This is a genomic window from Pseudomonas sp. NPDC089918 (genome assembly GCF_050280605.1).
Classification (GTDB): domain Bacteria; phylum Pseudomonadota; class Gammaproteobacteria; order Pseudomonadales; family Pseudomonadaceae; genus Aquipseudomonas.
Genome location: NZ_JBNNVP010000033.1, coordinates 20,890 through 34,848 on the forward strand (window position 1 = coordinate 20,890; position 13,959 = coordinate 34,848).

Below are 13,959 nucleotides of genomic sequence, written 5' to 3' on the forward strand. Positions count from 1 at the left end.
CGGGGTCGATATGCTAGCATATGCACCCCGCTAAACACTCATTCCTGCGACGTGAAGCGTTCTCAGGATGACCATGAATTGTTCGAGAGTTCTGTCGATGACCGATCCTGCGCTGATTGATGAGCTGAAGACCCTGGTTGAGCCTGGCAAGGTCCTGACCGACGCCGACTCCCTGAATGCTTACGGTAAGGATTGGACCAAGCATTTCGCCCCGGCCCCGACGGCCATTGTGTTTCCCAAGACGACCGAGCAGGTCCAGGCCATTGTCCGTTGGGCCAATGAACACAAGGTTGCGCTGGTGCCGTCTGGCGGTCGTACCGGGCTTTCGGCTGCGGCCGTGGCAGCCAATGGCGAAGTGGTCGTGTCCTTCGACTACATGAACCAGATCCTCGACGTGAACCTGACTGATCGCACGGCCGTTTGTCAGCCGGGCGTGGTCACCGAGCAATTGCAGAACAAGGCCGAAGAGCACGGTCTGTACTACCCGGTGGATTTCGCTTCGGCAGGTTCCAGCCAGATTGGCGGCAACATCGGCACCAATGCCGGCGGGATCAAGGTGATTCGCTACGGCATGACCCGCAACTGGGTGGCCGGCATGAAAGTCGTCACCGGCAAGGGCGATCTGCTGGAGCTGAATAAAGATCTGATCAAGAACGCCACCGGCTACGACCTGCGTCAGCTGTTCATCGGCGCCGAAGGCACCCTGGGTTTTGTGGTCGAGGCCACCATGCGTCTGGACCGTGCGCCGAAAAACCTCACCGCGATGGTCCTCGGCACTGCCGATTTCGATTCGATCATGCCGGTATTGCACGCGTTCCAGAGCAAGCTTGACCTGACTGCCTTCGAATTCTTCTCCGATAAAGCCTTGGCCAAGGTTATGGCCCGCGGTGACGTACCGGCGCCGTTCGAATCCGATTGCCCGTTCTACGCGCTGCTGGAATTCGAAGCGACCACCGAAGAAGTGGCCAATCATGCCCTGGAAACCTTCGAGCACTGCGTCGAGCAGGGCTGGGTACTGGACGGCGTGATGAGCCAGAGCGAAACCCAGTTGCAGAACCTTTGGAAGTTGCGCGAGTACATCTCCGAAACCATCTCCCACTGGACGCCGTACAAGAACGACATTTCGGTCACTGTGTCGAAAGTCCCGGCGTTCCTGAAAGAAATCGACGCGATCGTCGGCGAACATTACCCGGATTTCGAAATCGTCTGGTTCGGCCACATCGGCGACGGCAATCTGCATTTGAACATCCTCAAGCCGGACAACCTGAGCAAGGACGAGTTCTTCGCCAAATGCGCGACCGTCAACAAATGGGTGTTCGAAACCGTGGAGAAGTACAACGGTTCGATTTCCGCCGAACATGGCGTGGGCATGACCAAGCGTGATTACTTGGCCTACAGTCGCTCGCCGGTTGAGATCGAGTACATGAAAGCCGTCAAAGCGGTGTTCGACCCGAACGGCATCATGAACCCCGGCAAGATTTTCGCTGTTTGACTTGGAATTTAAGAGCTACGAAACAGGAGTCGGTAATGAGCTATCAGCACCAGTATGTCGACGGTACGCGTATTCATTTCCCGTTGGGGAAAGTGGTGTGCATCGGCCGTAACTACGCCGAACACGCCAAGGAACTGGACAACCCGGTGCCTACTGAGCCACTGCTGTTTATCAAACCGGGCAGTTGCGTGGTGCCGCTGGAAGGCGGTTTCAGTATTCCGACCGAACGTGGCTCGGTGCATTACGAAGCGGAAATCGCCGTGTTGATCGGCAAGCCACTGTCGACCAAGCCGAGCCGTGAAGAAGTACTGGATGCCATCTCCGGCATCGCCCCTGCTCTGGACCTGACCCTGCGCGACAAACAGGCCGAGCTGAAAGCCAAGGGCCTGCCGTGGGAAATCGCCAAGTCCTTCGACGGCGCGGCAGTGATTGCGCCGTTCGTGGCTGGCAGCACCTTCGCCGACCTGACCGACATCGGTATCCGCCTGACCATCAATGGTGAAGTGCGCCAGGATGGCAACAGCAAGGACATGCTGAATCCGATCGTGCCGATGATCCAGTACATGGCCGGTTGCTTCTCGCTGCAGGCCGGTGACGTGATCCTCACCGGTACGCCGGTGGGTGTTGGCCCGCTGAATGTCGGTGACGAACTGGTGCTCGAACTGCCAGGCGCCAGCCGCTTCACCAGCAGCGTGCGCTAGCACACAAACACCGCAAAACCTGTGGGAGCGAGCCTGCTCGCGATGAGTCCATAACATCCAACATCTATGTTGGCTGTTACACCGCCATCGCGAGCAGGCTCGCTCCCACATTGGTTTTCGTGATCGCCCACGCAGGGCAATCCCGCCATTTCCCGTTTTTTTCACATACTGTCCGGATAATTCCGGGGCTTCTGGCGTCTGAGCCAGTCCCAATGTGCTATTACCCATAGCCTGAATTTCTGGAACACATCCCTGCATGGCCACCCAACCGCTGTCCAAGCTGAAAACTGCCCGCCGCTCGCGCTTTGTCATGCGTTGGTATTCCTGGCTTTTGCTGGTAGCGGCTGCTGTGTATGGCCTCGTGTTTGCGATGCACTGGGATGATCGCGGCGTGCTCTGGGTGATGGAGCGCTTTGAAAGCCCGGCCGAACGAAAAGAGAGTATCTGGCTGCCGGACTACCGGGCGGTGATCGACGCCAAGTTGCTGCCGGGCATGGAGAAGGATGAAGCGTCAGATGTTTCTTATGACCCGCAGACCAAAACCCTGTTTGCGGTGATGGGCAAGAAGCCGTTTCTGGTCGAGCTGACATTACAGGGCGATGTGTTGCGCAAGATGCCGCTGGTGGGTTGGGGCAACCCGGAAGCGGTAGCGGTCATGGGCAACGGTTTGCTGGCAATTACCGATGAGCGCAAACACCTGCTTTCCATCGTCAAGGTCGATGCCGATACCCGGGAACTGAATATCGCCAGTTTCCCGAAATACGACCTGGGCCCGTCGAAAAACCAGAATAAGGCCTTCGAGGCGATCGTTTGGGATGCGCGTAACCAGCAACTGCTGCTGGGCGAAGAGCGTCCGCCGGCGCTGTTCAGCTGGAAAAGCGATGGCAGCCAAATCCTCAAGGGCGACAAGCAAAAGCTGTCCAGCGACGAACTGGATATCCGCAACCTGTCGGCCTTGGCCATCGATCCGCGCACCGGCCATACCTTGGTGCTGTCCGCCGACTCTCACTTGTTGCTGGAATTGGACGAAAACGGCGAGCAGGTCAGTTTCATGACTCTGCTGGGTGGTTTCAATGGTCTGAAAAAAACCATTCCTCGTGCCGAAGGCGTGACGATGGACGAAGCGGGCACGCTGTACATTGTGAGTGAGCCGAACCTGTTCTATCGCTTCGAAAAACAACCGTAGGCGTTCGGCAATTGTCGTCAAAGGCCATTGGCCATTAAGCTTGAATTCATACTGCCGTGGTATTTCATCCACCCGTCTTGTTTCCGAGCCCGCCTGAATGCGCCGACTTGCCCGTCCCAAACCCCTGATACTGATCCTGTCGGTCATTGCGCTGATCATGCTGGTTGCCGTCGGCCAATACCTGCGCCTGTTCGAGCGCACCTGGTTCAATGTGCAGACGTTATGGCAGCCGATGAATGCCCAGTCGATTGGCCTGGATCAATATCAGGTAACGATCGAGGCGCAAGTCATTGACGGTCTGGATGACGATGTTTCGGCGCTGACCTTCGATCCCGTGCGCAAAAGCCTGTTCACGGTTACCAACAAAAATGCCGAACTGATCGAATTGTCCCTGGAAGGCAAAATCCTGCGGCGTGTGGCACTGATCGGGTTTGGCGACCCGGAGGCAGTGGAGTTCATCAGCGCTGACACTTACGTGATCACCGACGAGCGCCAGCAACGGTTGATCAAGATTCATCTGGAGGCGGACACGACGTTCCTTGATGCCGCCGACGCTGAACAGATCACCCTCGGCGTGCATATGCGTGGCAATAAGGGTTTCGAAGGGTTGGCCTATGACTCGGTGGGCAAGCGCTTGTTCGTTGCCAAGGAGCGCGATCCGATGCTGATCTACGAAGTGCAGGGCTTCCCGCACTACAACCCGGAGAAGTCCTACGCGGTGCATGTGGTGAACAACCCCAAGCGCGATGCCGGGATGTTCGTGCGAGACCTGTCGAGCCTGCAATACGATGAGCGTAGCGGCCATCTGCTGGCGCTGTCCGATGAATCGCGACTGATTCTGGAGCTGGACGTTGACGGGCGACCGCTGACCACCCTGTCACTGAGCAAGGGGCGTCAGGGATTGCAGAAAACTGTACCGCAAGCGGAAGGCATCGCCATGGACGACGACGGCACCCTGTACCTTGTCAGCGAGCCAAATCTGTTCTACGTCTTCAAAAAACCACCGCAACCCTGATGGGCACCCAACAACCAATGTGGGAGCGAGCCTGCTCGCGATAGCGGTCTATCATTCAGCATTGATGTTGAATGATATGGCCTCATCGCGAGCAGGCTCGCTCCCACAGGTTTTGTTTTGTGTATGCCTTATTGGGCGCGCAGGGTTTTCACGCCTTCGCTCGTCCCCAACAGCAGCAAATCGGCCGGGCGGGCTGCGAACAAGCCGTTGGTGACCACGCCGACGATGGCGTTGATCTGTGTTTCCAGCTCCACCGGGTTGGTGATCTGCATGTTGAACACGTCGAGGATGATGTTGCCGTTGTCGGTCAGCACGCCTTCACGGTAGACCGGGTCGCCGCCGAGCTTCACCAGTTGGCGGGCCACGTGGCTGCGGGCCATCGGGATCACTTCCACCGGCAGCGGGAAGGCGCCAAGCACCGGCACCAGTTTGCTGGCGTCGGCGATGCAGATGAAGGTCTTGGCCACGGCCGCCACGATCTTCTCGCGGGTCAGGGCCGCGCCGCCGCCCTTGATCAGGTTCAGGTGCGCGTCGCTTTCATCGGCGCCATCGACGTAGAACTCCAGGTCGCTGACGGTATTGAGCTCATACACCGGAATGCCGTGGCCTTTGAGGCGGGCGGCGGTGGCTTCGGAGCTGGCGACCGCGCCATCGAACGCGCCTTTGTGCTTGGCCAGGGCATCGATGAAGCAATTGGCGGTGGAGCCGGTGCCGACCCCGACGATGCTCTTGTCGTCGAGTTTCGGAAGGATGAAGTCGACGGCGGCCTGAGCCACTGCCTGTTTGAGTTGATCCTGGGTCATGCGGGCTCCGAAGTGCCGAAGAGGGGACGAAAGGCCGGCATTATAGGCCTCGCGATGGGGAAGGTCATTGCCCGATTGGCAGGCGGCGCGCGTTGGCTTTTGTGGCGAGGGGGCTTGCCCCCGTTGGAGTGCGAAGCGCTCCTCTGCATTCTTCCAGCCGCACCGGATTCATAGGTTTTACGACTGCTTCGCAGCCGAACGGGGGCAAGCCCCCTCGCCACAGGTATTGCGTCTGACCTTAAAACCACCTGTTTAGTGTGGTCGCCCGCCCAAAAGCCGGGTTAGACTCCTTGGCCCTGCCCAACCCGCTCAGTGATGCTTTCCGATGCTCGAACAGTACGTCAAAAAGATCCTCACCTCGCGCGTTTATGACGTTGCCGTAGAAACCCCATTGCAGACTGCCCGCCAGCTCTCCGAGCGGCTGGGCAACGATATCTGGCTCAAGCGTGAAGACTTGCAGCCGGTGTTTTCGTTCAAGATTCGCGGCGCCTATAACAAGCTGACGCAACTGAGCGATGATGAGCGCGCTCGCGGCGTGGTCACCGCGTCGGCGGGCAACCATGCGCAAGGCCTGGCCCTGGCGGCCAAGGTTCTGGGCGTGAAAGCGACCATCGTGATGCCCAAGACCACCCCGGAAATCAAGGTCGAAGGTGTGCGCTCGCGTGGCGGTAAAGTGGTGCTGCACGGGGATTCGTTCCCGGAAGCCCTGGCCTACTCGCTGAAACTGGTCGACGAAAAAGGCTACGTCTACATTCACCCTTACGATGATCCCCACACCATTGCCGGGCAGGGCACGGTGGCCATGGAGATTCTGCGCCAGCACCCGGGGCGTCTGGATGCGATCTTCGTTCCGGTGGGCGGCGGCGGGCTGATCGCCGGGATTGCGGCGTACGTGAAATACCTGCGCCCGGACATCAAAATCATCGGCGTCGAACCGGATGACTCCAACTGCCTGCAAGCCGCCATGGCGGCCGGCGAGCGCGTGGTGCTGCCGACCGTGGGGCTCTTCGCCGATGGCGTTGCCGTGGCTCAGATCGGCCAGCACACTTTCGACATCTGCAAAGACTACGTAGACGAAGTGATCACTGTCAGCACCGACGAGATCTGTGCGGCAATCAAGGATATCTACGACGATACCCGCTCGATCACTGAGCCTGCCGGCGCCTTGGGCGTGGCCGGGATCAAGAAGTATGTCGAGCAGCGCGGTGTCACCGGCCACACCTTCGTGGCCATCGATTCCGGCGCCAACGTCAACTTCGACCGCTTGCGCCACGTGGCCGAACGCGCTGAACTGGGCGAGGGTCGCGAAGCCATCATCGCCGTGACCATCCCCGAGAAACCGGGCAGTTTCAAGGCGTTCTGCGAAGCCATCGGCAAGCGCCAGATCACCGAATTCAACTACCGCTACAACACCGGCAGCGAAGCGCACATCTTTGTCGGCGTGCAGACGCATCCGGAAAACGACCCGCGCAGTGCGCTGCTCGCCAGTCTCTCCGAACAGGGTTTCCCGGTGCTCGACCTGACCGACAACGAACTGGCCAAGTTGCACATTCGCCATATGGTTGGCGGGCGTGCTGTCCATGTGGTCGATGAAGTGGTGCTGCGCTTCGAGTTCCCGGAGCGTCCGGGTGCGTTGTTCAACTTCCTCAACAAGCTCGGCGGGCGCTGGAACATTTCGATGTTCCACTACCGCAACCACGGCGCGGCCGATGGCCGTGTAGTCGCGGGCCTGCAAGTGCCGCACGACGAGCGTCATCTGGTACCGGCCGCGCTGGAAGAAATCGGCTACCCGTACTGGGACGAAAGCGACAACCCGGCCTATCAGCTGTTTCTCGGCTGAGCGGCTACGCTGATCGGCAGGCCATAAGGAAATCGAACAATGGAAACGTTAACCGCCCTCAAAATCGCTCATGGCGTGGCGACGGTATTGCTGTTGATCAGCGCACTGGGGTTGGCGATCTGGGTCTGGCGCGCCCGCCGTAACGGCGACGCGAGCGCTCACGCTCGTACTTTGCAACGACCGCTGGTGTTCATCTGGCTATTGATGGGGCTGGCACTGTTGAGCATGCCGTTCACCGGTTGGTGGATGGTGCATCTGGTGGGCTGGCCGTTGGGGCAGACCTGGCTGCTGGCTTCCAGTGTGCTCTACACCGTGGCGGCGTTGGGCTGGTTCTGGCTGGTGGTGCGGCTGAATCGGCTGCGCACTGTTCCGGGAGGCAATGGCAAGTTTACCTTCGCCCTCGCATTGTTCAGCGTTGTTTGTTTTATCGCGATTGCGGGGCTGATGGGCGCCAAGCCGGTTTAAGGTTTCCGATCGAGTCGACCCCTTCGCGAGCAAGCCCGCTCCCACACTAGATCTTCAGCGAACACAGATTTTGTGTACGACGCAGATCAAATGTGGGAGCGGGCTTGCTCGCGAAAGCGGTTTCAGTCGCGCAGGCTAATCACCGGCCAGCCACGCTTCTCGGCCTCGGCCCGCAAATTAGGATCCGGATCAACAGCAATCGGATTCGCCACCTGTTCCAGCAACGACAAGTCATTCATCGAATCACTATAGAAATAGCTGTCTTCCAGATTGTGGCCAGTCTCTTGCAGCCAACGATTCAACCGGGTCACCTTGCCTTCACGGAAGCACGGAACGTCGGTGCTGCGCCCACTGTAACGGCCGTCGATCATTTCGCATTCGGTGGCGATCAGGGTTTCAACGCCTAAACGTGCTGCAATCGGCCCGGTCACAAAGCGGTTGGTGGCGGTGATGATCACCAGTTTGTCGCCGGCCTCACGGTGCTTGGCCAGCAGTTCGATGCCTTTGGGCAGCACGATCGGTTCGATGCAGTCGCGCATGTAGTCCAGGTGCCATTGATCCAGCGTGGCCATCTCGGTGCGGCCGAGAACTTCCAGGCAGAAGTTCAGGTACGCGTCGTTATCCAGCTTGCCGGCCAGGTAATCCTGATAGAACTCGTCGTTGCGTGCCTTGTAGGCGACGGCGTCGAGGAAACCGCGTTCGCACAGATAGTCGCCCCAGGCGTGGTCACTGTCACCGCCCAGAAGCGTGTTGTCCAAGTCGAATAAAGCCAGCCGCATTACAGTTACTCGCTGAAAAGTCTGTAGAAAGGTGTCCAGAATACGGACTTTTCACAAGAGTGCACATAAGGTAGGTCGGCTCGTTGCTGCTTTCACAACCTTTGTGGAACAATGCGACGACATGCGTTTGCGAGGTTGTTGCCGTGATCGACCCCGATGGTTTCCGCCCCAATGTCGGGATCATTCTGACGAATGATGCCGGCCAGGTGCTATGGGCTCGCCGTATCAATCAAGATGCCTGGCAGTTTCCACAGGGAGGGATCAACCCCCAGGAGACGCCGGAAGACGCCTTGTACCGCGAGTTGAACGAAGAAGTGGGCCTGGAGCGCGAAGATGTTGAAATACTCGCCTGCACCCGGGGCTGGTTGCGCTATCGTTTGCCGCAACGTCTGGTCAGGACGCATAGCCAACCGCTGTGCATCGGCCAGAAGCAGAAATGGTTTCTCCTGCGCCTGATCTCCAACGAGCAGCGGGTGCGGATGGATTTGACCGGTAAACCGGAATTCGATGGCTGGCGTTGGGTCAGTTATTGGTATCCGTTGGGCCAGGTGGTGACATTCAAGCGCGAGGTTTATCGCCGCGCTCTCAAAGAGCTTGCCCCGCGCCTTTTAGCGCGCGACTGACGACGGAGTTCGACCCCGAGCCATGCTCAATACGCTGCGCAAGATCGTCCAGGAAGTTAACTCCGCCAAGGATCTCAAGGCGGCGTTGGGGATTATTGTGTTGCGCGTCAAAGAGGCCATGGGCAGCCAGGTCTGCTCGGTCTACTTGCTTGACCCCGAGACCAATCGCTTCGTGCTGATGGCCACCGAGGGCTTGAACAAGCGCTCGATCGGCAAAGTCAGCATGGCACCCAACGAAGGTCTGGTCGGCCTGGTCGGCACGCGTGAAGAACCCCTGAACCTCGAAAACGCCGCGGATCACCCGCGCTACCGTTACTTCGCCGAGACCGGTGAAGAGCGCTACGCCTCGTTCCTCGGGGCGCCGATCATTCACCACCGTCGCGTTGTCGGCGTGTTGGTCATTCAGCAAAAAGAACGCCGCCAGTTCGATGAAGGTGAAGAAGCCTTCCTCGTGACCATGAGCGCGCAACTTGCCGGCGTTATCGCCCACGCCGAGGCCACCGGTTCGATCCGTGGCCTGGGTCGGCAGGGCAAAGGTATCCAGGAAGCAAAGTTCGTCGGTGTACCGGGTTCGCCGGGCGCGGCGGTCGGAACCGCGGTTGTCATGCTGCCGCCGGCCGATCTGGATGTGGTGCCGGACAAGACCATCACCGACATCAATGCGGAACTTGGCCTGTTCAAGACCGCCATCGAAGGTGTGCGCGCCGACATGCGGGCCTTGTCCGCCAAGCTGGCGACCCAACTGCGGCCTGAAGAGCGGGCGCTGTTCGACGTTTACCTGATGATGCTCGACGATGCCTCGCTCGGCAGCGAAATCACCACGGTGATCAAGACCGGTCAGTGGGCTCAGGGCGCGTTGCGTCAGGTGGTCACCGAACACGTCAACCGATTCGAATTGATGGACGACGCCTACTTGCGTGAGCGCGCCTCGGACGTCAAGGATCTCGGGCGGCGCTTGCTGGCTTATCTGCAGGAAGAGCGGCAGCAGACCCTGGTCTACCCCGACAACACCATTCTGGTCAGCGAAGAACTGACGCCGGCGATGCTCGGCGAGGTGCCGGAAGGCAAGCTGGTGGGTCTGGTGTCGGTACTCGGCTCCGGCAACTCCCACGTGGCGATCCTGGCGCGCGCCATGGGTATTCCGACGGTGATGGGCCTGGTCGACTTGCCGTACTCCAAGGTCGACGGCATCCAGATGATCGTCGACGGCTACCACGGTGAGGTCTATACCAACCCCAGTGACGTGCTGCGCAAGCAGTTCGCCGAAGTGGTCGAGGAAGAGAAACAGCTGGCCCTCGGGCTGGATGCATTGCGGGACTTGCCGTGTGTAACGGTCGACGGCCACCGCATGCCGCTGTGGGTCAACACCGGTCTGCTGGCGGACGTGGCGCGGGCGCAGAAGCGCGGTGCCGAAGGCGTGGGTCTATACCGCACCGAAGTGCCGTTCATGATCAACCAGCGCTTCCCGAGCGAAAAGGAGCAGCTGGCAATCTATCGCGAGCAGCTCGCCGCGTTCCATCCGCAACCGGTGACCATGCGCAGCCTGGACATCGGCGGCGACAAGGCGCTGTCGTACTTCCCGATCAAGGAAGACAACCCGTTCCTCGGCTGGCGCGGCATTCGTGTGACCCTCGACCATCCGGAAATCTTCCTGGTGCAGACCCGCGCCATGCTCAAGGCCAGCGAAGGTCTGAACAACCTGCGTATTCTGCTGCCGATGATTTCCGGCATCCATGAACTGGAAGAAGCCCTGCACCTGATTCATCGGGCCTGGGGCGAAGTTCGCGACGAAGGCACCGACGTGCCGATGCCGCCGGTTGGCGTGATGATCGAGATTCCGGCGGCGGTGTATCAGACCAGGGAACTGGCGCGACAAGTGGACTTCCTGTCGGTCGGCTCCAACGACCTGACCCAGTACCTGCTGGCCGTGGACCGCAACAACCCGCGGGTGGCCGATCTCTACGACTACCTGCACCCGGCAGTGTTGCAAGCCTTGCAGAACGTGGTGCGTGATGCTCATGCCGAAGGCAAGCCCGTAAGTATCTGCGGCGAAATGGCCGGTGACCCGGCGGCGGCGGTGTTGTTGATGGCGATGGGCTTCGACAGCCTGTCGATGAACGCTACCAACTTGCCGAAAGTGAAGTGGATGCTGCGTCAGATCAACCTGAGCAAGGCCAAGGAATTGCTGGCTGAGCTGATGACCATCGACAACCCGCAAGTTATCCACAGCTCGCTGCAACTGGCGCTGAAGAACCTTGGGTTGGCGCGGATGATCAATCCGGCTTCGGTCAAAACCCTTTAAAAGGCTGAGGGCCTGTGGCGAGGGAGCTTGCTCCCGTTCGGCTGCGAAGCAGTCGTAATCCGGCCGATGCGATCTTTCTGAAAGAACGCATTGGCCGGATCGGGAGCGCTTCGCACTCCAGCGGGAGCAAGCTCCCTCGCCACAATTAATAGCCCGAGCTTCAAATCCTGATCTCTACCTCCCCCAAATGCCCCCCATACGGCCCGAAACTCCTTTCGACCATATGCCTTCCCCCATCCGCCTGAACAATCAACGCCGTGCTCGCCCGTGTCCCGTAAGTCGGGCTCTTGATAAACACGCTCGACAACAACGTCTCGGTGGCCTGTCCCACGCCAGTGTCCGGCAGTTCGGCAAGCGGTGCCGTCTGCGGGTCGCTCAGCAAGGCTAACAGCGCCTGCGGCTGCGGATCGCCCAATACTTCGCTCAATGCTGCCTTCGCCTTGAGCACTTTCGGCCACGGCGTATCAAGCCCCGCGTTCGATAACCCATAAATGCCCGGCTGGAGCATGACCGCCTCCGTCTCCCGGGCATTGAAGTGCCATAGCTCGTTGGCATTGCCAATCAACAGATTAAACCCGGCATATTCAGGCGAACGTCCGACAACGTCCTTTAAATAGTCGTCAATCGACATGTCCCCGCTGAGAAACTGCGCCACCAGTTCGCCTCGCGACTTGCGCGCCGGCGGCTGAAGGGGATCACGGATGTTGGTCAGCGCGGCGAAGCGCCCATTGGCGCCGACCCCGAGCCACGTACCGCCAGCCTCAAGGTCGCGACCGGCATACACGTGCGGGGCTTGCGGCCATTGCGCCAGGGGCAGGCTGGGCCGGGCATAGAATTCGTCGCGGTTGGCCGCCACGATCAGTGGCTGGGCATGACCCGGTCGCCAGGCAAAAACAATCAGGCACATAAGGTGGTCCTTGTGTGTTTTTTGCTCACTCTACGCAGACATCGCTCATCGATCCATCGCCATCCACAGTGGAGCCCGAGGCCATGCTTCCGTTACCATGCCGCTCCTGATTCGGGATGCTTGGGGATGCGGCCATGGAATTTCTGCTCTATCTGGCGCTGGGCGCCTGTGCGGGCGTGCTGGCCGGGCTGTTCGGGGTAGGCGGCGGGATCATCATTGTCCCGGTGCTGGTGTTCAGTTTCACCTTGCAGGGATTTGATGCGTCGATCCTGACGCATCTGGCAGTCGGCACCTCGCTGGCGACGATCATCTTTACGTCGGTCAATGCGGTTCGCGAGCACCATCGCCGCGGCGCCGTGCGTTGGCCGATTTTTGCCTGGATGACCCTTGGCATTCTGATCGGTGCCGGTTTCGGCGCGCTGACTGCCGAAGCGATTTCCGGGCCGAATTTGCAGAAGATCATTGGTGTATTTGCGCTGATCATCGCCGTTCAACTCGCTTTGGACTTCAAACCCAAGGCCAGCCGAACGGTGCCGGGCAAAGTCGGTCTGACCGTGGCCGGCAGTGTGATTGGCTGGGCTTCGGCGATTTTCGGGATTGGCGGCGGCTCGTTGACCGTGCCGTTCCTGACCTGGCGCAGCGTGCCGATGCAGCAAGCGGTGGCCACTTCGTCGGCCTGTGGCCTGCCAATCGCCTTGGCCAGTGCATTAAGTTTCATGATTCTGGGGTGGCACGATCCACTGCTGCCGGCCCATAGTCTCGGTTTTGTTTATTTGCCGGCGCTGCTGGGGATTGCCCTGACCAGCATGGTATTCGCCCGCCTCGGTGCGCGACTGGCCCACAGGCTGTCGCCGCGCTTGCTGAAAAGACTGTTTGCCGCTTTGCTGTTTTGCGTCGGCTTGAGCTTCTTGCTCTGACGCGTAGCGCAATCCTGGCTTAATCCTGGCGTGACAGCGTTGCCCGGGAATTTGAAGGTTTCAACTCTAACGAGGAGTCGCAATGCTGCCTTACCCGCAGATCGACCCGGTGGCCCTGGCCATCGGTCCGCTGAAAATCCACTGGTACGGCCTGATGTACCTGATCGGCATCGGCGGCGCGTGGTGGCTGGCATCACGCCGGCTGAACCGCTTCGACCCGACCTGGACCAAGGAGAAACTCTCCGACATGGTCTTCTGGATGTCGATGGGTGTCATCGTTGGTGGACGTTTGGGTTATGTGCTGTTTTACGATCTGAACGCCTATCTGGCCAACCCGACCCTGATCTTCGAAGTGTGGAAGGGCGGCATGTCGTTCCATGGCGGGTTTATCGGTGTAATGCTGGCGGCGCTGTGGTTCGGTAAAAAGAACGACAAGTCGTTCTTCCAGCTGATGGACTTCGTCGCGCCGATGGTGCCGATCGGCCTGGGTGCCGGGCGTATCGGTAACTTCATCAACGCCGAGTTGTGGGGCAAGGCGACCGACGTGCCGTGGGCGATGGTCTTCCCGACTGATCCGGCGCAACTGGCGCGTCACCCGTCGCAGCTGTACCAGTTCGCGCTGGAAGGTGTGGCGCTGTTCGCCATCCTCTGGCTGTTCTCGCGCAAGCCGCGGCCGACCATGGCGGTGTCCGGGATGTTCGCGCTGTTCTATGGCATCTTCCGCTTCATCGTCGAATTCGTTCGCGTGCCAGACGCGCAACTGGGTTATCTGGCCTGGAACTGGCTGACCATGGGCCAAGTGCTGTGCGTACCGATGATCGTCGGCGGGCTGTTCCTGATCTGGCTGGCTTATCGGCGCGCCCCGGCGGCCCCCGCAGCTGCTGTATAAGAAGCAGGCGCTATAAATTCGAACCCTGGGGCGATGGTCC

At 59.7% G+C, this 13,959-nt stretch carries 13 protein-coding genes; 10 read left to right on the forward strand and 3 right to left on the reverse strand.

The annotated features are described in order from the left end of the window. Window positions 1-97: 97 nt before the first annotated feature. The 4 genes from ACQKPC_RS21535 to ACQKPC_RS21550 all read left to right on the forward strand — a co-directional run bounded on the left by ACQKPC_RS21535 (window position 98) and on the right by ACQKPC_RS21550 (window position 4,394). Window positions 98-1,492 carry an FAD-binding oxidoreductase gene (locus ACQKPC_RS21535; RefSeq protein ID WP_427626216.1) on the forward strand — a complete coding sequence of 465 codons (1,395 nt, stop codon included), beginning with the start codon at window positions 98-100 and terminating at the stop codon, window positions 1,490-1,492. 35 nt (window positions 1,493-1,527) lie between these two features. Continuing rightward, the gene (locus tag ACQKPC_RS21540; RefSeq protein ID WP_008007329.1) at window positions 1,528-2,193 is read left to right on the forward strand and encodes a fumarylacetoacetate hydrolase family protein; all 666 of its coding nucleotides are present in this window, start codon (window positions 1,528-1,530) and stop codon (window positions 2,191-2,193) included. A gap of 256 nt (window positions 2,194-2,449) precedes the next feature. After that, a complete protein-coding gene (locus ACQKPC_RS21545) occupies window positions 2,450-3,379 on the forward strand; it encodes an SdiA-regulated domain-containing protein (protein ID WP_427626192.1) in 930 nt (309 codons plus the stop codon). 97 nt (window positions 3,380-3,476) lie between these two features. Then, entirely contained in the window at window positions 3,477-4,394 is a 918-nt protein-coding gene (locus ACQKPC_RS21550) for an SdiA-regulated domain-containing protein (protein ID WP_192344953.1), read from the forward strand. Between the two features lie 128 nt (window positions 4,395-4,522). Here ACQKPC_RS21550 and rpiA read toward each other — a convergent pair whose 3' ends face one another. After that, window positions 4,523-5,197 (reverse strand): ribose-5-phosphate isomerase RpiA, encoded by a 675-nt coding sequence (gene rpiA / locus ACQKPC_RS21555; RefSeq protein WP_427626193.1) that lies wholly within the window; start codon window positions 5,195-5,197, stop codon window positions 4,523-4,525. A 325-nt stretch (window positions 5,198-5,522) separates the two neighbouring features. Here rpiA and ilvA point away from each other — a divergent pair, with 325 nt between their 5' ends. Both ilvA and ACQKPC_RS21565 read left to right on the forward strand, forming a co-directional pair. Continuing rightward, a complete protein-coding gene (ilvA, locus tag ACQKPC_RS21560; protein ID WP_427626194.1) occupies window positions 5,523-7,037 on the forward strand; it encodes a threonine ammonia-lyase, biosynthetic in 1,515 nt (504 codons plus the stop codon). A gap of 39 nt (window positions 7,038-7,076) precedes the next feature. Next, complete coding sequence (locus tag ACQKPC_RS21565; protein ID WP_427626195.1) at window positions 7,077-7,502, forward strand: DUF2269 domain-containing protein; 426 nt, start codon at window positions 7,077-7,079, stop codon at window positions 7,500-7,502. 122 nt (window positions 7,503-7,624) lie between these two features. On the opposite strand, the gene ACQKPC_RS21570 is transcribed toward ACQKPC_RS21565, so the two are convergent. Further along, window positions 7,625-8,281: an HAD family hydrolase gene (locus ACQKPC_RS21570; protein ID WP_427626196.1), complete on the reverse strand. Its 657-nt coding sequence runs from the start codon at window positions 8,279-8,281 to the stop codon at window positions 7,625-7,627. A gap of 143 nt (window positions 8,282-8,424) precedes the next feature. On the opposite strand from ACQKPC_RS21570, the gene ACQKPC_RS21575 reads away from it, so the two are divergent. Continuing rightward, window positions 8,425-8,904: an RNA pyrophosphohydrolase gene (locus ACQKPC_RS21575; RefSeq protein WP_007897732.1), complete on the forward strand. Its 480-nt coding sequence runs from the start codon at window positions 8,425-8,427 to the stop codon at window positions 8,902-8,904. Window positions 8,905-8,926: 22 nt separating this feature from the next. Further along, entirely contained in the window at window positions 8,927-11,206 is a 2,280-nt protein-coding gene (ptsP, locus tag ACQKPC_RS21580) for a phosphoenolpyruvate--protein phosphotransferase (RefSeq protein WP_008068020.1), read from the forward strand. Between the two features lie 160 nt (window positions 11,207-11,366). Here the strand turns inward: ptsP and ACQKPC_RS21585 are convergent, their stop codons facing one another. Continuing rightward, window positions 11,367-12,113 carry an NRDE family protein gene (locus tag ACQKPC_RS21585; protein WP_008068022.1) on the reverse strand — a complete coding sequence of 249 codons (747 nt, stop codon included), beginning with the start codon at window positions 12,111-12,113 and terminating at the stop codon, window positions 11,367-11,369. Between the two features lie 134 nt (window positions 12,114-12,247). Here ACQKPC_RS21585 and ACQKPC_RS21590 point away from each other — a divergent pair, with 134 nt between their 5' ends. After that, the gene (locus ACQKPC_RS21590) at window positions 12,248-13,030 is read left to right on the forward strand and encodes a sulfite exporter TauE/SafE family protein (RefSeq protein WP_007897738.1); all 783 of its coding nucleotides are present in this window, start codon (window positions 12,248-12,250) and stop codon (window positions 13,028-13,030) included. An 82-nt stretch (window positions 13,031-13,112) separates the two neighbouring features. Further along, entirely contained in the window at window positions 13,113-13,919 is an 807-nt protein-coding gene (lgt, locus tag ACQKPC_RS21595; RefSeq protein WP_008007345.1) for a prolipoprotein diacylglyceryl transferase, read from the forward strand. Window positions 13,920-13,959: the final 40 nt, after the last annotated feature.

Excerpts from the sequence above, each read along its gene's own strand:
- ACQKPC_RS21535 (WP_427626216.1), top strand. The coding sequence starts at position 98 with ATGACCGATCCTGCGCTGATTGATGAGCTGAAGACCCTGGTTGAGCCT.
- ACQKPC_RS21540 (WP_008007329.1), top strand. The coding sequence starts at position 1,528 with ATGAGCTATCAGCACCAGTATGTCGACGGTACGCGTATTCATTTCCCG.
- ACQKPC_RS21545 (WP_427626192.1), top strand. The coding sequence starts at position 2,450 with ATGGCCACCCAACCGCTGTCCAAGCTGAAAACTGCCCGCCGCTCGCGC.
- ACQKPC_RS21550 (WP_192344953.1), top strand. The coding sequence starts at position 3,477 with ATGCGCCGACTTGCCCGTCCCAAACCCCTGATACTGATCCTGTCGGTC.
- rpiA (WP_427626193.1), bottom strand. The coding sequence starts at position 5,197 with ATGACCCAGGATCAACTCAAACAGGCAGTGGCTCAGGCCGCCGTCGAC.
- ilvA (WP_427626194.1), top strand. The coding sequence starts at position 5,523 with ATGCTCGAACAGTACGTCAAAAAGATCCTCACCTCGCGCGTTTATGAC.
- ACQKPC_RS21565 (WP_427626195.1), top strand. The coding sequence starts at position 7,077 with ATGGAAACGTTAACCGCCCTCAAAATCGCTCATGGCGTGGCGACGGTA.
- ACQKPC_RS21570 (WP_427626196.1), bottom strand. The coding sequence starts at position 8,281 with ATGCGGCTGGCTTTATTCGACTTGGACAACACGCTTCTGGGCGGTGAC.
- ptsP (WP_008068020.1), top strand. The coding sequence starts at position 8,927 with ATGCTCAATACGCTGCGCAAGATCGTCCAGGAAGTTAACTCCGCCAAG.
- ACQKPC_RS21585 (WP_008068022.1), bottom strand. The coding sequence starts at position 12,113 with ATGTGCCTGATTGTTTTTGCCTGGCGACCGGGTCATGCCCAGCCACTG.
- ACQKPC_RS21590 (WP_007897738.1), top strand. The coding sequence starts at position 12,248 with ATGGAATTTCTGCTCTATCTGGCGCTGGGCGCCTGTGCGGGCGTGCTG.
- lgt (WP_008007345.1), top strand. The coding sequence starts at position 13,113 with ATGCTGCCTTACCCGCAGATCGACCCGGTGGCCCTGGCCATCGGTCCG.